Below are 19829 nucleotides of genomic sequence, written 5' to 3'. Positions count from 1 at the left end.
AAGCGGCCTCCCACAGCAGACTTACCAAGCGTAACTGATAGATCAATACTTTAACTGACTGATATGGCGGCCATAGGCCGCCCTTTTTGCATCTGGCGCTACCTGAACCCTGAGTCAGCCTTAAGCATAGCCAGCGTTAAAAACTCAGCTCGACACCACCATAAACGCTGCGCCCTGGTGCGGGTTCGTAAAAGCGTCCAAAGGTGCCGTTCAAGCGCACATTGGAGTAGTGCTCTTCATCCAGCAGGTTACGCAGGCCCACATAGGCGCTTAGCCGGGTCTGTTGGCTCAGTTGCCAGCCGTCGCCCACCCGTAGGTTCACCAGCCAGTAGCTATCCACCGACGTCTGGTTGGCGTTATCGGCCACCAAGTCACCGACGTATTCGGTCTCCAGCGTGGCAAAACGCTCGTCGAGGCTCTCCCAGGTGAGCTGACTCACCCAGGTTTGCTCCGGCAACCCAGGTATGCGGTTGCCATCGAAACGCTCAGAAGGCGTGGCAAACTCATCGAACTCGTAGCGCGCCAGGGTCAGCGCACTGTCCAAGCGCCACTGGTCGGCCAACTGCCACCCCAGCGCCAGCTCGACACCATCACGGTTGGTATCCCCGGCGTTCTGGTAGAACGTACGGCCGCCTTCGTCGTAGGGTACCAGCTCATCGCGCACGCGGACGGAGAAGAGCGCGACATCGTAATCCAGCGCCAGCGGCTCGATGTAACCACGCAGCCCCACTTCACGGTTCCAGGCTTTTTGCGGCTCTACGCTGGGGTTGAAGCCACCGCCAGCGGGGTTGGCAAACTCAGAGAACGTCGGCGTCTCGAAGGCCGTGCCGGTATTGATATACGCTTGGTGCTGCGGGCGATAGCGGTAGCTCAGCCCGGCAGAGCCGCTCCATTCGTTGAAGGTGCGCTGGCCGCTCTGGTCGCCATCGGCGGCAAAATCGTCGTCGACATCAAGTGCCACCCGGTCAAACCGTGCGCCCAATGAGAGCGAAAGCTGCTCTGACAGCGCTAAGTCCCCCTGGGCAAACACACCAGTGGAAGTCGCGGTTTGGGTTTCATCCGCGAGCGGCTCGCCCACCGCCCCTTGGGGATTCACATCGTTGCGGAAGCGGTCATCTTTCTGGCGTGCGGCATCCACCCCAACGATGTAATTCAGCGGCAGGTTGCCTAGCGTTACCTCGTGGTGATATTCGGCGCTAGCGCCCATGTAATCGCGCTGATAGCCCAGGCGGCTGCTGCCCACAAACGGTAGCTGTTGCTCAAAATCCCGCTGAGCGATAAAGCCTTTCAGGTACAGCTCGCCCTCCCCTGCAGACAAATCCTCGTATTGCAGGCCGATCAACTGCTGGTCGACGGTTTGACCGGCATCTAGCGCCAGCGAGTTCGGTGCGGCTTGGTCGCGCCCTTCGGCCACCTCGCGGGCGTTGAGCGCGCCGGGGTCTTCCGAGCGGGGGTTATCCAGCAAGTTGATGATGGCGGTGAGTGCCCGATCGCTGCCCAGCTCACGGCGCAGCTTGGCATTGAGTAGATACTTCTCGGTGGAACTCTGCTCCCGGTAGCCATCTACGTTCAGCCCGGTGAGGCTGATATGGTGCGACCAATCCCCCTGCACGCCGCCATTTTGCAGCGCCATTTTCTGGTAACCATCGCTACCGGCGCCCATGCGCAGCCGAGTGCCGGGGTTGTCGCGTCCATCGGCGGTGGTGATGTCGATCACGCCACCCGCCGCGTTGCCGTAGAGCACCGAGGACGGCCCACGAATGACCTCAATGCGCTCAGCGCTATCCAAATCAATCGCATCTAGCTGGGCCTGCCCATCCGGCAGCGTGTAAGGAATACCGTCCACCATCACCGTAATGCCTCGCACCCCAAACGGCGCACGGGCACCAAAGCCGCGAATCGAAATACGCTGCCCTTGGGCAAAATTATCGCGGTTCTGCAGGAAAACGCCCGGCACCCGGTTGAGCGACTCATCCAAACGCACCCGCTGCTGGCCTTGGGCAATGGCGTCTTGATCTATCGTCGAGACCGCAGCAGGCGTGGCGTAAAGCTCGCGCGCCAAGCGCGGTGCGCTGACTTCTACAGTGGGCAGTACGGCTTCTGTATCGGTTTGTGCCCATACGGGGGCGGCAAAAGCGGTGCTGAGTAACAATAATGAAGGTGGGAGATAGCGAGTCATGGCATCCTTTCCAAGGAAAAATCCCAATGAATCATCAGTGAGCGTTCAACGTTATGACGTTCATCGGGGAACGGCTACGAAAAATGGTAGTGGTATGATGGAGTGACTAATTAGCCAAGTGTAGGGATTAGTTCTACACTGGCGGCTGGGCAACATGATACTAACGGTGTAAGCAAAGGAGGCTACATGGCGTTTACCGCGACTGACCCGATCAAGATGATTTTTGCGGTTATCTTTCCCCCGCTAGGGGTGTTTTTTGAGGTCGGTTTCAAAGGACACTTTTGGCTCAATATCCTGCTAACGCTCTTTGGCTTCATTCCAGGCATCATTCACGCCTTCTACGTCATATTGAAGCACTAGCCTCTCTCATTGCGTCATTAGTTTAACAAACGCCGCCTTGCATTGCGCAAGGCGGCATTTTCGTTTAACTCTGGTTGAAACGGCTTAGGCGCTGACTAATACGCTGCCAAAGGGTCCATCACCGGCGTTGAGCGCCTCTTCTGCCAGCGCCACGGCGCGATCTAAGTAGCGATACTCATGATCGTAAACCATGCTGACCTCCCCTATCGTCTGAATACGGATTAGCCGTTCTCCACCGCGTGGCCGCCTTCTTCATCAGGCGCTTCAGCCAGAGTATGCCCTTCACTTCGGGCAATCACGGTCGTGCCGACCAAGTCTCCCGTGACATTCAGCGCTGTTGCACCCATGCCTACCAGGGCATCAATGGCGGTTAATAGCGCCACGGTTTCAATGGGCAGGCCTACTTGAGCAAACACGGTGGCAATCATGATAATGCCCGCCCCCGGCACCCCAGCCGTGCCTACCGTCACCAGCGTGCCGATCAGCACAATCTGCACCATGCTCATCAAATCCAGAGGCGCGCCAATCACGTTGGCGGCAAACACCGCTGAAATGGCAATACGGATGGCGGCACCGTCCATATTGAGCGTTGCTCCCAGCGGCAGGCTAAAGCTATAAATGCTTTTCGGGATGCCTAAACGCTGCGCGGCGTTAATCGTGACAGGCAGTGTGCCGGAGCTGCTTTGGGTTGCAAACGCGGTGGCCATCGGCGTGCGCGCCTCACCAAAAAAGCTGCGTAACTTCACGCCAAACAGCAGCATCACCGCGCAGTAGATCAACAGCTGTGCGCCGAGTGCGATGTACAGCACCATCACCATGTCACCCAACGAAAGAAGCGTTTCCATCCCCTGCTGGCTCACCGTTTCAGCAACAATGGCAAAGACGCCAATGGGCACAAAATGTAGCACCCCCGACATCACTTTCAGGGTCACCTCGTTTAACCCTTCAATAACTTGATAAAGCTGCTCGCCAAGCGCGTGCTGCTGCTCGGACTGGCGCATTTTCAACAGCGCAATCCCGAATACCAGCGCGGTAAAGATGATGCCCAGCATATTGAGTTCGGCAAAGGCGGCCACGATATTGCCCGGCACAATATTGAGCAGCGCATCGACCACACCGGGATTCTCGGGTACCGAGAAGCTCGCGCTGTCGTTGAGCGTCATGCCGCTGCCTGGGCTAAATAGCGTTGCCACGGTTAAGCCCACCACAATGGCGAATGCAGAAGAGGCCAAATAGTAAATAAACACTTTGCCGCCAACGCGCCCTGCGCTTCCTTCCCGAGACCGATTCACCCCAACCATGAGCGTAAACAGTACAATCGGTACGATGAGGAAAGTCAGGAGACGAAGCAGCAAATCGCCCAGCGGCGCCAGCCAAACGGCCACCCAGTCACCGCCCACAATACCCACCAGTCCCCCCATCACCAGCGCAATGGTGACGCGCAAAATGAGCGACGCTTGAAGGTAGCGCTTCCATAAATATGTCATTGAATGCCCTGTTGGTTTAAATCAGGTTGGTATAAATCAATGGAAAACCACGTCATGTAGCATCATCGCGGGTTGCCAAGCTAGCGTGGCGTTTTCTTGAGCTCCATTACGCCGACTAAATAGCTTAGCATGGAGTCTCCCGCCACTTTAGCTAGGATAGACAGCGTGCCCCTCCTCAACACTATTGACTGGAGCCATCATGAATACGATCAACGCTAAAAGACGATAGCACCTGGAAAATGGGTTGGAAGTAGCGAACCTACCACTCGCTGCCCTATGAAAATAAATGCAGAAAGGCTTTGACCTAGGCTAAGAAGCATGACACTGTAGCGTCAGTTGGTTAGCAAGCAGCATGGTTTCAGCAGTGTACGATTTTTTTCGGCAGCCTGATATTGTATTCCTTGTTTCACCCGCTACTTCATCTGGGTAATACCAGGAACTTTATTACGGCGCTTTAGCGCAAAGGATCTACACAATGGCAACTGGCACAGTTAAATGGTTTAACGACACCAAAGGCTTCGGTTTCATCGCTCCTTCTGACGGTGGCGACGATCTGTTTGCACACTTCTCTGAAATTCAGTCTGACGGCTTCAAAACCCTTCAGGAAGGCGCTAACGTCTCTTTTGACGTTACCCAGGGTAAAAAAGGCCTTCAGGCTTCTAACATCAAGCAAATCTCCTAAGTCCTATCTTTCTAGATAGCACTGAAAAGTTTGCTAGAACCCTCACCCATTAGGTGAACGGTTCAAACAGAAAGGCCCGCCTCGGCGGGCCTTTTTGCGTTTGGGTATTAAATCCTCTCCCATACGATCAGTTGAGCATCAATAGTCAGCGTGAGCTGCTCCAAGTTAGCTGCTCGCTCGCGCCCCTCCGCACTGGCACGATACAAATGCGGCGTCATGGTCAGCAAATCGCAGATAACGTCGGCCCCTTCTAATGAAATAGCGTAGCGAATCTGCTCGGAAGCTCGGTGGGCAAACCCTTCCGGTACGTTGGTTTCTTTCTCACGAGTAGGTTTTAAGGTGGGATAAATAATTTTCCGTAGCTCGCGCAGGTGCTCCGGCCCCGCTTCTACTTGCAGCAGCTGCCCGCCCGTTTTCAGCACACGCGCAAACTCACTATGTACTGGAAAGCCAAACATACACAGCACGCTATCCAGCGTTGCTGACTGCACCGGCAATTGAGCGTTACTGCCCACGACCCAACGGCTGATCGGTGTGTGCTTATCCTCTTGCTTCGCTGCCGACTGCACCGCCCACTTCGAGATATCCAGCCCCATCAGTGAAAGCGCCTGCGCGTCTGGCAGCTGTTGGGCCAACTGGCGCAGGTAGTAACCCTCGCCACAACCTGCATCCAGACAACTGTACGTTTCTGCCTGCTCACAGTGGCGCATTACCGCCTGGCTAAGCGCCTTTGCAATGGGCGCATAGTCACCCGCCGCCAAAAAGCGCTGGCGTGCGGCCACCATGGCTTTGCTGTCGCCGGGGTCAGTGGAGCGTTTCTGCTGCACTGGTAGCAGATTGATATAGCCCTGTTTCGCCACATCGAAACTATGGTTTGAGGCACACCGCCACGTGCCACCTTCCAACTGGAGCGGTTCGCCGTCTAATGGGCAGGCCAAGGCCTGAAAAGGGGTACGATTCATCGGAAGTTTCTCGTGACGGCTTTTTCTGGTGTGAATAGACGGGCAATATGCTGACACATCATCGATGGGCATCAGGCATCTAAACATTAACGATACCGGAAAGCCCATATAACTCAACTTGAACGGTGAGCGTTGCAACACTCACCCCGTTTGCCGACAGTGCGTTAACTTTCGGCGACTAAGGCAACATACCATGCAACCTTTGCTGCGCATCGCGGGCGCTTGGCCCTACTTGATGGCGATCTTTCTCAATGCCTTCGTAGATCTCGGGCACAAAATCGTCATTCAGAATACGATTTTCAAAAGCTACGATGGCGCGACCCAGGTCGTGCTTACCGCTCTGGTGAATGGGCTAATTCTGCTGCCGTTTATTCTCCTCTTCAGCCCGGCAGGCCATATTGCCGACAGCACTCCCAAAGTACGTGTGCTAAGGCTCTCCGCCTGGGCTGCGGTGGCGGTGTCGCTGGGCATTACCGCCGCCTACTACCAGGGCTGGTTCTGGCTCGCTTTTGCGATGACGCTGCTGCTGGCTATTCAGTCTGCATTCTACTCACCCGCCAAGTACGGCCTAGTGAAAGGGCTGTTTGGTAAACCCCGGCTAGCCGAAGCCAACGGGCTAGTGCAGGCGGTTACCATTGGTGCGATCCTGGCCGGTACGGTGGCGTTTACCGCCCTGTTTGAACACTGGGTCACCCCCAGCGCCAGTACGCCAAGCGACCTACTGCGCCATATCGCTCCACTGGGCTGGCTACTGGTGCTTAACAGCGGCCTGCAGGTCGTCGCCCTCTATCGGCTCAAACTGGATGAAGCACAGCCTGCGGCTACCCCGCTAACGTGGGCACGCTACCGCAGCGGCACTGCGCTAAAAAACAATCTGAGTATTCTTGCCCGCCAGCCGGTGTTGCGGCTCTCCATCATTGGGTTGGCGACGTTCTGGTCGGTGGGGCAAGTGCTGCTAGCCGCTTTTCCCGCCTATGCCAAAGAGGCGCTCAGCATTGGGAACACGCTGGTGCTGCAAGCCATTCTCGCCGCCAGCGGTATCGGCATTGCTCTCGGCTCGCTGTTAGCCAGCAAGCTCTCCCGCAACCGTATTGAAACCGGGTTAATTCCGCTGGGTGCTGTCGGGGTCGCCGTCGGACTTTGGTGCCTTCCTCTCCTCACCACGCCCACCAGCCAAGCGCTCAACTTTGTGTTCATCGGCATGATGGGCGGGCTATTTATCGTGCCGCTCAACGCGTTGATCCAGTTTCATGCGGCGGATCACGAGCTAGGCACCGTGCTAGCCGCCAATAACTGGATCCAAAACCTTTCGATGCTGGGCTTTTTGGTGCTCACCGCGCTGTTCGCGCTGGCGGGGGTCGATAGCCACTACCTGCTGCTGTTGGTCGCCAGCGTGGCGATGGTGGGCGGCGGCTACACCATTTCCAAACTGCCCCAGAGCTTAGTGCGCTTTATTCTCAGCTTCCTGATTACCCGCCGTTACCGCGTAGACGTTCACGGGCTGGAAAACCTGCCCGCCCAAGGCGGCGTGCTGCTGCTGGGCAACCACATTAGTTGGGTAGACTGGGCGATGGTGCAAATTGCTAGCCCGCGCCCGGTGCGCTTTGTGATGCTGAAAAACATCTACCAGCGCTGGTACCTACGCTGGTTCTTTAAAGCGCTGGGCTGCATTCCCATTGAGCGCGGCGCAGGGGCCGAGAACGCGCTGGCCGCCGTGGCCGAGCAGCTCAACGCAGGGGAAGTGGTTTGCCTGTTTCCCGAAGGAGCGATTAGCCGCAACGGCCAGTTGGGCGAGCTGCGCCGAGGCTACGAGCGCGCCTGCAAACACGCCCACCCAGACGTGCGCATCGTGCCGTTTTACCTGCGTGGCCTGTGGGGCAGCCAATTCTCCCGCTCGTCTAGTAAACTCAAAGAGCTACGCAATGCGCCGCTGCACCGCTCTGTGGTAGTCGCCTTTGGTAAACCGCTGCCCAAAGACACCCCCGCCGACGTACTCAAACGGCGTATCTTCGAGCAGGCGACCCACTCGTGGCAACACGCCATGGAGGAGCTGCCTTCGCTGCCTGAGGCCTGGATCAACAGTGTCAAACGCAGCCCAAGCGCCCCAGCGTTGGCCGACGCCTTGGGTCGCCCACTCAACGCAGGCCAAGCGCTCACCGCTAGCCTGCTGCTCGCCAAGCGCTTTCGCCACCGTAGCCTCAACGAAGCGACGCTTGGCCTTTTGCTGCCTACCAGCACTGCTGGGGTACTGGCCAATATGGCCACGCTGCTCGCGGGTAAAACGCTGGTGAACTTGAACTACACCGCCAGCCAAGCGTCCCTTGCCTCTGCGCTGCAGCAAGCCGATATTCGCACCGTCGTCACCGCGCGCCGCTTTGTGGAAAAGCTGAGCCAGCGGGGGCTGGCAGTAGAATCGCTGCTGGAAGGTAAGCAGGTGATCTATTTGGAAGATCTACAGGCGGGGATCTCCCGGTTTGAGCGCGTCAGTACGTTTCTTGCCGTGCGCCTGCTGCCCGCTTGGTTGTTACAAGCGCTGTTCTGCTATGGACGGAATGCGGACGCCACGGCGGCCATTCTGTTCTCCAGCGGCAGCGAAGGGCAGCCTAAGGGTGTGATGCTGAGCCACCGCAACCTGATGGCGAATATCAAGCAGACCTCCGACGTGCTCAATACCCAGCACGACGATGTGGTCATGGCCTCGCTGCCGCTCTTTCACGCGTTCGGTTTTACCGTCACCCAGCTACTGCCATTGATCGAAGGGCTGCCGATGGCCAGTCACGCCGACCCCACCGATGCCCCAGGCGTCGCCAACGCGGTGGCCAAGCATAAAGCCACCATTATGTTCGGCACCTCCAGCATGCTGCGCCTGTTCAACCGCAGCCCAAAGGTACAGCCCGCCATGTTGGCAAGCCTACGTGTTGTGGTGGCCGGTGCCGAGAAACTGGATGACAGCGTACGTGAAGGGTTTGCGCAAAAATTCGGTAAGGCGATTTATGAAGGTTACGGCGCGACAGAAACCGCCCCCGTAGCGGCCGTTAACCTACCCGACGCCGTCGGCGTTCACTACCAGCAGGTTCAAAAAGGCAATAAGCCCGGCACCGTGGGTATGCCGCTCCCCGGCACCAGCATTAAGGTCGTCGATCCAGAGAGCTTCGAGGAGCTACCCACCAACGAGCCAGGCATGATTGTGATTAGCGGGCCGCAGGTGATGCAGGGCTATCTCAACGACCCCCAGCGCACCGAACAGGTCCTCAAAAGCTTCGACGGCCAGCGCTGGTACGTTACCGGCGATAAAGGGTTTATCGATGAAGATGGCTTTTTAACACTGATCGACTGCTACGCCCGTTTTGCCAAAATCGGCGGCGAAATGGTCAGCCTCAGCGCCGTCGAAGCCGCGGTCAGAGCGGTCGTCGACGACCCCAACATACCGCTGATGGCCGTCAGCCTGCCCGATGCAAACAAAGGCGAGCGCATCGTCCTACTGAGCGAAGCAGCGCTGGACGCCCAAACGCTCAAAACCGCCCTGCGCAGCCACGGTACGCCCGCGTTAATGATTCCCAGCGACTGGCTCACCGTGGAAGAGATACCTCGTCTAGGGTCAGGAAAAGCAGACTTTGCTGCCGCGAAACGGCTTGCCGAAGCGCAGCTGGCGGCTGAATCATCTTAGTAAAAAGGGCAGCGGCACGGCCGCTGCCCTTTCTGGCGAACTTACTCAGCGCTGCCGTCCTGTGAGTCACTTGGGTGGTTTGACTCACCGGTTTGTCCAGTCGCACCTTTCTGTTGGCCGCTTGATTGTTTGGCATGCTCCCCACGCGCAATATCATGATGGCTAATCACCACCACGTCGCGGGGCCACCACTCGGGGTGTTCGTCGCGGATATAGGCCATCAGCTTCTCACGCACGTTCATCTCAGCGGTCCAGCCCGCTAGCGGGTCCGAGGTCATTAAGTAGCAGGTGACCGTTTGTGCGTGGGAAGTTTGGCCGGTGACGTAGCAGAGCAGCTTATGGTGCTCAATCACGCACTCTTCTTCCTTGGCGAATTCTAAAAACTTCTCACGCACCTGAGAGATATCCGCGCTGAGGTGCAGGGTTAGCTCCATGAAGCGGTACATTTTGGTGCTTTTCACCGAGAGGTTTTCTAACGGTTTGGACGTAAAGTATGTGACCGGCACGATCAACCGCCGCTCATCCCAAGAACGCAGCCGAATAAAGGTGTAGAAAATCCCTTCCACATAGCACCACTGCCCTTCAAAGATCACTAAGTCGCCAATGCGGATGGGCTTGGCCAGCGAGAGCTGAAACGATGACAGGATATTACCCAGCACCGTCTGCCCCGCAATACCCACCAGCACGGCTAGCACACTGGCCGAGGCCAGAATGGAAAGCCCCAGAGATTCAAACAGCTGGATTTGCCCCAGCACATACACCGAAACCGCCACCACGGTGATCAAGATAATCACCCGGCGTAGGGCATAGAGTGAGGTTAGCAGCCGGCGTTTGTCTTTAGGCTTGGTGTCATCGATCTCACCCACCAAGCGGCGCGTCATGCGCAGCATGATGGTATCCACTAGTCGCAGCGCAATGGTGCCAGCACCCCAGGCCATGATCGCGATCAGCAGTACTCTAAACGTCGTGGTGGCCACGGCCGAAAACGACACCACGTAATCGAGCAGCATCTGAGTGACCAGCGACATCACGATCAGCGCGACCGGCACGCCGATTTGATCGGCAAAAATGGTCGACACGCCAGAGGGCAACACACGCGCAATGAGCCCGACGAGGTAATAGGTGGCGACGCCAACGATACCAATGGTGACCAGAAAGACAGGAATTGCCAGCCACTCCCAGACTTTCAGGACGCCAAATGAGGCCTTTAAACGTTCTGGGATGTAGCTCTCCAGCATGGAGGGGCCGTACTCTTCGTAGAGCGCGGGAATCGACGAAACGCTCTCCGGCATAATGAGCCATACGGGGTCTTCTTCGCCAACACGGTAGCGGCCTAAGCGCACATCATAGGCTTGGCCTTCTACCTGCAACGCAGCCAGTTCAATGTTGCGCCGTGGCTCGCCAGCCAAAGGGTTTTGGCCAGAAGGATCTTCAATGGCGGCATCTTGGCGACCCGGCAGATTAGAGGTATTCAGCCACTCACCTCGTCGTAATACTTCCGCCAGTTGCTTGGCTAGTTCCGTACCCCGTGCGGGCTGCTCGCTGGGGTCGATATCTGCCAGATTCAACAAATGCGCCGCATCGGCGTAATTTTCATCGTCGGTGAAATTCAAAAAGCTGCGAATGGATTCCCTAGGCGACATGCGTTTCGCCTCTTCCGGCACCTCACCCAACCCTGTGTTGATCGCATCCATGGTGAACCAACGCGGGTTCTCGCTCTCATCGCCTTGCGTTTGCGCCATGCCAACGCTAGAGAACAGTAGCGTGACGACCAGCACACCCCAAACGGGCCACGAGCTGTAATTTTTCATACTTGCCTTATTCAGTAAAAGTGAGCCAATACCCGCCATCAACCAACGGCTTGTGCCGCCCGCCCATTTAAATCAGTGGGCTATCCGTGTCGATGGTTGGTCAAAGTACAGACCACGTTACCTTATCCGGCAAGCAATCGCGGCTCTAGCGCTTGGTGGCGTAAGGCGAAGGCAAGAAATGGCCGCTTAGTTTTTCACTCAGTTTTCCAAATTTCCTAGGCGATTAAACGCGTCGTCATACAGCGCGGTGAGCAACAGCTCGTCGATGGCATGAGCCACTCCATGGACGACATGAGCATGGAGAGCGATCACATGGACTCCACCGACAGCATGAAAGAGTAACGCCCCTTTCGAGAGCCAGGAAGCTATGACGCGAAACGTACTGATCATCGAGGACAACCCAGGTATCGGCGAGCTGGTTCGTATGCACGTGGCCGAGCTGGACAGAGTGCTGAGGCTGGAAATGGAAGCAGAAGACTATCTCACGAAGCCATTCAGCGTGGCAGAGCTTTCCGTCCGGGTAAAAGCGCTGTTTCGGCGAGTGGATGCTATGGCGTCCGCCTCGTTTGAAAAAATCAGGACGTATCTTTCTGCCTGCATCTACCGGCTCATTCACCGTGTAAAGCCTGAGCGCTAAGCGTGGCACAAAAAACGCCCACCGACGTCGGTGGGCGCTTGTGTTGATGCGTGTGTGAATGCTTTAGCAGCGTGGCGAATTAACCAAACACACGGCGCAAGTGGGTGCGGTAAGCGGCTTTATCACGCTCTACGTTCGGCACCTTCATCACATCATTGGCAATAAAGGTTGGCTGAGCTGCAAGGCCAATGAACTCCTGAGACTTATGGAACGGGAAGTACACGCCATCCACCCCACGGCCTTCGAAGAAGTTACCCGGCTCGTCGAACGCTTCAATCGGCGCGTTCCAGGTCAGCGACAGCATGTAGTGGCGGCCTTGCAGCAGGCCGCCGCTTCCGTACTGTTGGGTTGGGTCTTGACGAGTGCGACCATCGCTGGCGTACAGAGAGCCATGGCCTTCAGTGAAGACTTCATCAATGTAGCGCTTGACGGTCCAGGGGGTGCCCATCCACCAGCCGGGCATTTGATACACAATGCTGTCCGCCCAGAGGTAGTTTTGCACTTCGGTGGCAACCTCATAGCCCTGCTCGATAACCGTTTCGCGTACTTCATGGCCTAGCTCTTTCAGCGTATCCACCGCCACGGCATGCAGGGTATTGTTGAGTTCACCACCAGAGTGGGCAAACGCTTTACCGCCATTGATTAACAGTATCTTCATTGCTTCAACCTCACCGTATATCGTGACCACCCCGCTTAACAGAAGTAAGCAGGGCATTAATTGGCGAGTATTGTGCAGTGCAGAGCAGGAAAGAAAAACCAAACATCTAGCAAGAGACTTTTGCGCTAAAATCAATAATCAACCTTTTATCGAGGTACCTCAAACCAACGATGAAAAGCACCCTGAAAGAGCAGCAGGCGTTTATCACCGTGGTGGATTGCGGCTCAATTACCGCCGCTGCTGAACGGTTAGGTATTACCGTGTCAGGCGTCAGCCGTGCGCTAAACCGCCTGGAGCAAAAGCTTGGCACGACGCTGCTGCGCCGCACGACCCGCCGTTTGGAACTGACCGAAGAAGGGGAAACCTTTCTCGCCCACTGCCGACGCATCCTGGCCGCCGTGGAAGAGGCCGAAGAGGCCCTGCTCGACCGCCACAACCAGCCTCAAGGAAGACTTCGGGTTAACGCCGCCCCTAGTTTTATGCAGTTTGTGATCGTGCCGGTCATTGGCGAATTCCGTGCCCGTTACCCCGGCATTACGTTGGAATTGGATACCCACGACCGGTTTGTCGATCTGCTGGAACAGCGAGTCGATTTAGCCATTCGCATCGGCGATTTGGAAGACTCCTCCCTTCATGCTCGCCTGCTGGGACATAGCCCGCTGCGACTTCTCGCTAGCCCCAGCTATATTCAACGTCACGGTGCTCCGCAAAGCATTGATGAATTAGCGCAACACAGCCTGATGGGTTTTAGTCAGTTAGAACACCTTAATCAGTGGCCGCTCATCGGCGCCGACGGCAAGCGTTTGCACATCTCACCAACACTCTCTGCCTCTAGCGGTAGCACGCTCATAGAACTAGCCATCGCCGGAGAAGGCATTGTTTGCTTGGCCGACTTTATGACCATCGCTCCTCGCCAGAAGGGAGCACTGGTTGACATCTTACCCGACTATACCGAGCTTAAAACCCAAGCCGTGAACGCTGTTTACTATCGCCAAGCCACACTTTCTCAGCGTACACGGCTATTTATGGAGTTTTTGGCCGAGCGGCTTCCAGGCAAGTATTTGCAGGGATAACGACATTATGGCATCGCTAAACCGGCTCGATTTCATCCTTTATTCTGAGTATTAAAGGGAGAAAAAGTCCCTGACCCGTCTATTGTTAACAGGCTAATATTGCTTTTATCATTATCAACACCCTGCCAAGTAAGGATGTTATGGGCCTTCAAGAAATTGCCGTTGGCGGCATCTATCTCAGTCCACTGCTGATCTACGCGCTGATGGCTTTTATCGGCACACTGGTCATTCGCTCGCTGCTGCACTGGGTGGTTGGTGAGCATGCACTCTGGTATGAAGCCTGGTTCGATATCTCGCTTTTTGTCATCTTAATGGCGGCAACCACTTTTCTGTTTACCGTCTTGCTTGAACGCCTGTGATATAGCCCTTGTAGCAGCCCTTGAGAGAACTGTTGATGCGCCCTTCGCTTCGTATTTTGCTCACTCTGATCATCGTTGCCATTGCTATCGCCGCCGGTGCTTGGCTGTGGCGTTACTACCTCTATACCCCCTGGACCCGCGACGCTCGTGTTCACGCCGAGGTCGTCACTATTGCACCGGATGTCACCGGCTGGGTAAATAGCCTTGAAGTGGCCGACACCGATTATATTGCTGAGGGCGAAACGCTGTTCACCATTGACGACACCCGCTACCAAGCCGCCGTCGACAGCGCTCAAGCCACGCTAGAACATCGCCAAGCCACCTTAGAACTCAATCGTGCGGAAGCTGGACGCCGCAACCAGTTGGGTAACAGCCAAGCCATTAGCGCCGAAGCCCAGCAGATCGCCCAAATCAACTCGCGCATTGCCGAAGCCGATGTCAAGCAGGCTCAATCCGCGTTGGAGAGTGCGCAACTTGATCAGGCACGCACCCAGGTCGTCGCTCCTGTTAGCGGGCACGTGCTCAATGTTCAGCTCACCACCGGTAACTTCGTCAATCGCGGCACGCCCGTGATGGCGCTCATTGCCGATGACTCCTACTACGTCATGGGTTATTTCGAAGAGACCAAAATGGCCTCAATTAAGGTGGGCGACCCGGCAGAGGTAGTACTAATGAATGGCAATACCCACCTGAATGGGCGAGTGGCGGGCATTGGGCGTGGCATTGCCGACAGCAACACCACCCTCAATCAACAGCTACTGCCTCAAGTTGAGCCCACCTTTAGCTGGGTACGCCTAGCCCAGCGCATCCCCGTGCGCATCACCTTAGACGCGGTACCCGACGACACCCTGCTAAGCGTGGGCATGACCGCAACCGTGCACATCCACCCTGAATCGTCTTCTCAGGCCACTTCGCCGTAACCATGCCGCCCTTTTTGCGCACCTACTTCACGCCTAACGCCACGGCGGTAAAGTTTGCCATTAAAACCACGCTGGCCATGATGCTAGCGCTTTACGTCGCGCTGGCTTTCGATGTGGAGCGCCCCTACTGGGCGCTGATTTCCGCGGCGTTTCTGCAAATTCGCCCCATGAGTGGCATGGTCGTCGAGAAAGGCCTCTGTCAGTTGGGTGGCACCGCGCTGGGCGCTATCGTGAGTATCTTCATCATGGCGCTGTTTGCCCAGGCACGCCTGCCCGCACTGCTCACGCTCACCTGCTGGATTATGCTGTGTACCTACGTCGGCTCGCTGTGGCGCAATAACTACACCTACGGCTGCCTCATGGCCGCCGTGACAGCCATGTTGATCGTGGTGATTTCCAGTGGCAGCACCCCAGCCGGAATTTTCGACATTGCTGTGGCACGCATGACCGAACTGGGGTTGGGTGCCCTGTGCGCCATGCTGGTCAGCGCACTGTTATGGCCCTCTCATGTGGGCACACATTTGGCCACCCAGGCCGACACGGTGATTAACGAGGCCTTCACCCACGCCGCCCTACGCTTGGAAGCCAGCGACGATATAGCTGCCATGCAGGAGGCCCTGCGCGGTAGCCTCACCCCGCTGGCCGTGCTGGAAACCGACAGCCAGGCGGCTCGTTTTGAAGGCCCAGTGGGCCCCGGCCGAGTGCGTGCTACCCATGTTCTAACGCGACGCACATTGCGCTTTTTCGCCAACCTGCAGGCGCTTCACCAATTGATGCACGACCACGCTGACCGCCTTGCCCCTGAAAGTATCGAGCTTGCGGGTCAGGTAGCGAATGGTTTTCGCGATGCCGAACATGTCAAAGGAGTGGCTGACGCCCGCAAAGCCCTGCAGGGGTTACGACATCGGGTTCATGAAAGTGAAGAAGAAGCCAGCCTTGCCCCTCTCGACCGTCGCCTCCGCCTGGGGCTACGTGAATCGATCGGTCACGCCATGGTCATGCTTGACGCCCGCGAGGCGATTGCCTCACCGGCAAGCCATAAGCTTCGTTCTTCGCCACTGGCCTGGCACCGTGACCACCTCGCCGCCAGTATCAACGCTATACGCTCGGGTCTTTTGTTCTCGCTACTGGCGACTTTTTGGATTGTCACCGCCTGGCAGAGCGCCATGATTGCGATGATGCTCGGCACGCTGTTTTCCGCGTTCTTCGCCAGCCGTGACAACCCTATCGCGATCACTATGATGTTCTACAAAGGCATGCTGGCGGCAATCCCCAGCGCCTTTCTATTCGGCCATGTGTTGCTCTCACAGGCCAATGGCTTTCCGATGCTGGCCATGCTGTTTGGCACGCCGCTGTTTCTAGGCCTGCTGGGCGCCACCAACCCGGCGACCATGGGTTACTGCCTGGCATTTACCATTTTCAATATCCTGCTCACCATGCCCGGCAACGGCATGGACTTCTCGTTCGACAGTTTCGCCAACCGGGTGGTGGCCGTGGTGATCGGGCTCAGCTGCGTGGTCATGTCCTTTCGTCTGCTGCCAGGGCTGGGCACACGCCTTAGACGCCGGCGTCTGATCAACGCTATTTCGAAAGATATTCATGAGTTAACGCGGCGCTCGATTCGCGATGCCGAAACCCGCTTCAGCGGTCACATGGCGGACCGCCTGCTGCAGCTTGCCCAACACGACGACATGCTGCCAGAACAACAACGCCATCTTTTTATTCTTGGTTTGACCGGGCTCGACCTGGGCACTGCCACGCTACGCCTGCGTGACCGGCTGGATGATGCACCTCACCCGAGCATCCGCGAGGCGCATCGCCACCTACTAGGCACGCTAGCTAGCGGGTTTGAAGAGAGCGCTAACGGGCGTCCACCCCAATGGATTCGTGAAGCAGGCCAGCAGTTGGATGAGGCGATAAAGGCTTACGGCGATGTGCCCGCCGACCGCCAGGTATTGTTGGAGGGCTTGATTGAGCGGCTTGAACTGGCCCTGGAGCGCTTGGCGCGCATCATGGCGAATCAGCCAACGCGGCCCCACCCACCTATCAAACGTCTATCCCCCGTCGATCAACCGTAGGTGCGTGCTGCGCCATCAACGCCACAATCTAATCGATAAACACGCGCAGCTTGGCGCTAACGCGCCTATTCGGCGGCAACGCCACGTACATTGGCATTGGATTGAGGTGCCAATCATCAAACAAACGCACCAGCTCGCCACGGGATACGTGCCCTTTGGCCATGAAATCCGGCAACCAAATGACGCCGAGCCCCCCAACCTCAATGTACTGATCAACAATGCAGGCATTATGCGGCGCGCAGACGTGTCCTGCACCAGCGATAGAACGTGAAGTTCCTGCGCTGGTTGGAGCGGGATGGACACTTCGATCAGGCGGTGGAGATGCTCAACAAAATGTGAGCCTCCATGCACTCCATCGCAAAAGGTAACAATTGACGATGTAAAATGATCGTTTTACACTTTGCGCATGGATACCAAGACAAAGCTTATTTCAGCAGCAGAACTCCTTTTCGACCGGCATGGTTTTACCGCCACCGGAATGGACAAACTAACCCAGGCTGCTGGCATGTCGAGCCGCACGCTCTACAAACATGCTGGCAGCAAAACGGCGCTGATAACTGACGTGCTCGCAGAGCGGCATCGCCGGTTTCAGCAGCGCATCGAAGTAGAGAGCGTAGAGGCGCTATTTTGCGCGCTGGAAGAGTGGGTCCGGATCGAGGGCTCTCGTGGGTGCCTGTTCCTGCGCGCTTACGGCGAAACCGGTGGCGATACACCGGAAATTGCCAATGCTGTGCTGGCACACAAGGCGAGTCTGTATGAGAAAATTCAGGCAATTGTATTCCTAGAGACCGGCGGCAAACATAATCCTGAACTGGCCGAACAGATCCTTATTCTGTTTGAAGGAGCGACGGCGGCCGCGGTCTATCGCGGGGCTGAGTCAATAACGTCGGCGCGTATCGCTGCGTCAGCGCTCATCCAGCAGGCACGCACATGAATCCCAGCCTTTACCTGGGCGCTACAGGCTTTGGCCTGATTGCCGTCTGCTACGGTTTTGCTCGCTTCGCCTTCGGGCTATTTCTGCCCCAAATCGATGCTGACCTTTCCCTATCGTCTACCATCAGCGGCTTGATATCCGGCGGTGCTTTTCTGGGCTACTGTGTCGCCATCGTGCTATCGGCGTATCTAACCGAACGCATTGGTGCCCGCGCCGTTGCTGTAGCAGCAGCCCTTGTCGCAGCGGTGGGCATGGTGGGCATTGCAGTAGCACCGTCTCCACTATTGCTCGCCACTGCGGTCATGCTGGCAGGGTCCAGTACCGGGCTAGCATCTCCCCCTATGGCAGCTGCGGTTGCCGTTATCGTCCGTCCTGATCGACAAAGCCTTACCAACACCATCATCAATGCTGGTACCAGCGCAGGGGTGGTGCTTTCGGGGCCAATCGCGTTAATGCTAGGCGGACAATGGCGGTTGGCCTTCACGGGCTTTGCTGTCGCTGCTTTTATAATGGCGATAGCTGCGGCATTCATCGTTCCCAGCGAAACAAAAGCGGCCCCGAAAACGGCCACCGGCTTGCCACCGATTAATGGCGTTATTGTTCGCCTGATCGCGGCCGCATTTTTGATGGGGGCGTCCAGTACCGCGCTTTGGTCTTTCGGCGGTCAGCTCGTCACCCATCAGCTTGGTTGGAGCTCGACAGGCGCAGGGCTTCTTTGGATCGCTATTGGTGCTGCCGGTATCGCTGGCGCAGGGGCCGGTACGTTAGTCGCGCGGTTCGGGATTGATCGCACGCATTGGCTTTTTCTTGCGGCATTAGCGGCTGGCATTATGTTAGTTGGCACCAGTATCACAACGCCTTTATTGGCACTCTGCGGTGGCATGCTCTTCGGCGCAGCGTACATCATGCTCACCGGTGTCTATCTAATATGGGGTGTCTCTGCACTGCCCGATCGACCGGCCACGGGTCTAATGATTGGCTTTTTGACCATCGCTATCGGCCAAACCGCAGGCGCGCCAATCTTCGGGCTGCTGATGGATCAGTTAAACATCAACTATGCCGTGACCATCTTCGCATGCCTTGCGTTTACAGCCGGATTGACGAGAGCTGGAAACGCTAAACTCCAGACTGCATGAGCTCACCCTTCAACGCCTCTTAATTGAGTAACCGCCACCATAACGGACGGGCCGAAACGTAGCGTGCAAGTCTCCGCTGCGCTTTGGGCAAGTTCCCAATCGTCAACTATACTCCGCCACAACGAACATGATGTCGTTGCCTGGGCTGGATGCGCGTATGCGCCATGCCAGTTTAGGTACATTAACTCGCTGAACAGCATAAGGAGTTTGCCGTGACAGCCACTGTTGAACGCACTGTTCGAAGCGGAATACATCCGCTTCATGCAGTACTGCTTGCAGGGACTATTCCTCTCTTTCTGGGTGCCGCGTTAAGCGATTACCTCTACTCAACTAGCTACCATATCCAGTGGAGCACCTTCTCTTCCTGGCTTATTGCGGGCGGCCTTGTTTTTACTGGTTTCGCGATATTGGCTGCCATTATCGGCCTTTTTCGGGCTCATCGACGTCGCGGCATCTCGCTGATTTATTTGTGTCTGCTGCTTGTCACCTGGATCGTCGGTTTTATCAATGCGCTGACTCATGCCAGGGATGCCTGGGCGATGATGCCCACCGGTTTTGTTCTTTCGATTGTCGTTACCGTGCTGGCCTGTGCGGCAACCTGGATCGGTTTTTCCCTTCGCAGCGCAGGAGATAAGCCATGAAGGTTTCCAACATTCGCTATGTCACGCCCCTAGCAGTCTGTCGGACTTGAGGTTAATGGATGAGCTGAGGCGTGGGTTCTTCCCCCCCCCCTGTGTTGGTGTTGGTGTTGGTGTTGGTGTTGGTGCTGTTGTGTGGCTCTTAACCTGCCCCTCAGCTTCTGCAAGGCGGTTCTGACGCCTTGCCTGCTGGCCGGTTGGGCGCGGCGAGCCCTCAGCCCGCCGTCAACCGGTGCATCCGCTTGATA

Annotated in this window: 16 protein-coding genes and 1 pseudogene; 11 read left to right on the top strand and 6 right to left on the bottom strand. The window is 56.7% G+C overall.

Translation table 11 applies throughout. The features are described from left to right. Positions 1–136: 136 nt before the first annotated feature. A complete protein-coding gene (locus NH344_RS01250; protein WP_253027415.1) occupies positions 137–2179 on the bottom strand; it encodes a TonB-dependent receptor in 2043 nt (680 codons plus the stop codon). A 186-nt stretch (positions 2180–2365) separates the two neighbouring features. On the opposite strand from NH344_RS01250, the gene NH344_RS01245 reads away from it, so the two are divergent. After that, a complete protein-coding gene (locus NH344_RS01245) occupies positions 2366–2539 on the top strand; it encodes a YqaE/Pmp3 family membrane protein (RefSeq protein WP_044629799.1) in 174 nt (57 codons plus the stop codon). A 221-nt stretch (positions 2540–2760) separates the two neighbouring features. Here NH344_RS01245 and NH344_RS01240 read toward each other — a convergent pair whose 3' ends face one another. Next, positions 2761–4026, bottom strand: a complete 1266-nt coding sequence (locus NH344_RS01240) for a dicarboxylate/amino acid:cation symporter (protein ID WP_253027413.1) — start codon at positions 4024–4026, stop codon at positions 2761–2763. Positions 4027–4501: 475 nt separating this feature from the next. Here NH344_RS01240 and NH344_RS01235 point away from each other — a divergent pair, with 475 nt between their 5' ends. Further along, on the top strand, positions 4502–4708 hold the full coding sequence (locus tag NH344_RS01235; protein WP_009095703.1) for a cold-shock protein: 207 nt from the start codon (positions 4502–4504) through the stop codon (positions 4706–4708). Between the two features lie 107 nt (positions 4709–4815). On the opposite strand, the gene NH344_RS01230 is transcribed toward NH344_RS01235, so the two are convergent. After that, a complete protein-coding gene (locus tag NH344_RS01230) occupies positions 4816–5670 on the bottom strand; it encodes a putative RNA methyltransferase (RefSeq protein ID WP_228168711.1) in 855 nt (284 codons plus the stop codon). Positions 5671–5863: 193 nt separating this feature from the next. Here NH344_RS01230 and NH344_RS01225 point away from each other — a divergent pair, with 193 nt between their 5' ends. Next, the gene (locus NH344_RS01225) at positions 5864–9337 is read left to right on the top strand and encodes an acyl-[ACP]--phospholipid O-acyltransferase (RefSeq protein WP_253027411.1); all 3474 of its coding nucleotides are present in this window, start codon (positions 5864–5866) and stop codon (positions 9335–9337) included. 41 nt (positions 9338–9378) lie between these two features. Here NH344_RS01225 and NH344_RS01220 read toward each other — a convergent pair whose 3' ends face one another. Further along, entirely contained in the window at positions 9379–11148 is a 1770-nt protein-coding gene (locus NH344_RS01220) for a mechanosensitive ion channel domain-containing protein (protein ID WP_058578702.1), read from the bottom strand. A gap of 367 nt (positions 11149–11515) precedes the next feature. Here NH344_RS01220 and NH344_RS18225 point away from each other — a divergent pair. Next, positions 11516–11701: pseudogene (locus NH344_RS18225) on the top strand (DNA-binding response regulator); the annotation flags it as partial. A 163-nt stretch (positions 11702–11864) separates the two neighbouring features. Here NH344_RS18225 and NH344_RS01210 read toward each other — a convergent pair. Continuing rightward, complete coding sequence (locus NH344_RS01210; protein WP_253027409.1) at positions 11865–12443, bottom strand: NAD(P)H-dependent oxidoreductase; 579 nt, start codon at positions 12441–12443, stop codon at positions 11865–11867. A gap of 170 nt (positions 12444–12613) precedes the next feature. Here NH344_RS01210 and NH344_RS01205 point away from each other — a divergent pair, with 170 nt between their 5' ends. The 4 genes from NH344_RS01205 to NH344_RS01190 all read left to right on the top strand — a co-directional run bounded on the left by NH344_RS01205 (position 12614) and on the right by NH344_RS01190 (position 16873). Next, positions 12614–13516: a LysR family transcriptional regulator gene (locus NH344_RS01205; RefSeq protein WP_253027407.1), complete on the top strand. Its 903-nt coding sequence runs from the start codon at positions 12614–12616 to the stop codon at positions 13514–13516. A gap of 140 nt (positions 13517–13656) precedes the next feature. Beyond that, a complete protein-coding gene (locus tag NH344_RS01200) occupies positions 13657–13875 on the top strand; it encodes a DUF1656 domain-containing protein (protein WP_089675420.1) in 219 nt (72 codons plus the stop codon). A gap of 35 nt (positions 13876–13910) precedes the next feature. Continuing rightward, on the top strand, positions 13911–14795 hold the full coding sequence (locus NH344_RS01195) for an HlyD family secretion protein (protein WP_044629810.1): 885 nt from the start codon (positions 13911–13913) through the stop codon (positions 14793–14795). 2 nt (positions 14796–14797) lie between these two features. After that, the gene (locus NH344_RS01190; RefSeq protein WP_228168714.1) at positions 14798–16873 is read left to right on the top strand and encodes an FUSC family protein; all 2076 of its coding nucleotides are present in this window, start codon (positions 14798–14800) and stop codon (positions 16871–16873) included. Positions 16874–16901: 28 nt separating this feature from the next. Here the strand turns inward: NH344_RS01190 and NH344_RS01185 are convergent, their stop codons facing one another. After that, positions 16902–17054 carry a LysR substrate-binding domain-containing protein gene (locus NH344_RS01185; RefSeq protein ID WP_273682754.1) on the bottom strand — a complete coding sequence of 51 codons (153 nt, stop codon included), beginning with the start codon at positions 17052–17054 and terminating at the stop codon, positions 16902–16904. Positions 17055–17279: 225 nt separating this feature from the next. On the opposite strand from NH344_RS01185, the gene NH344_RS01180 reads away from it, so the two are divergent. From NH344_RS01180 to NH344_RS01170, 3 genes are all read left to right on the top strand, one after another. Next, positions 17280–17807 carry a TetR/AcrR family transcriptional regulator gene (locus NH344_RS01180; protein ID WP_044629813.1) on the top strand — a complete coding sequence of 176 codons (528 nt, stop codon included), beginning with the start codon at positions 17280–17282 and terminating at the stop codon, positions 17805–17807. Beyond that, complete coding sequence (locus NH344_RS01175) at positions 17804–18943, top strand: MFS transporter (protein WP_044629814.1); 1140 nt, start codon at positions 17804–17806, stop codon at positions 18941–18943. Before NH344_RS01180 ends, NH344_RS01175 begins: the two co-directional genes overlap by 4 nt. 212 nt (positions 18944–19155) lie before the next feature. Beyond that, a complete protein-coding gene (locus NH344_RS01170; protein ID WP_044629815.1) occupies positions 19156–19584 on the top strand; it encodes a DUF2231 domain-containing protein in 429 nt (142 codons plus the stop codon). Positions 19585–19829 lie beyond the last annotated feature (245 nt).

Origin of the sequence: Halomonas sp. Ps84H-12, from assembly GCF_024124725.1 — a bacterium.
Taxonomy (GTDB): domain Bacteria; phylum Pseudomonadota; class Gammaproteobacteria; order Pseudomonadales; family Halomonadaceae; genus Vreelandella; species Vreelandella aquamarina.
Note: the sequence above shows the minus strand (reverse complement) of the source record. Positions and strands in the feature narration are given on the sequence as shown.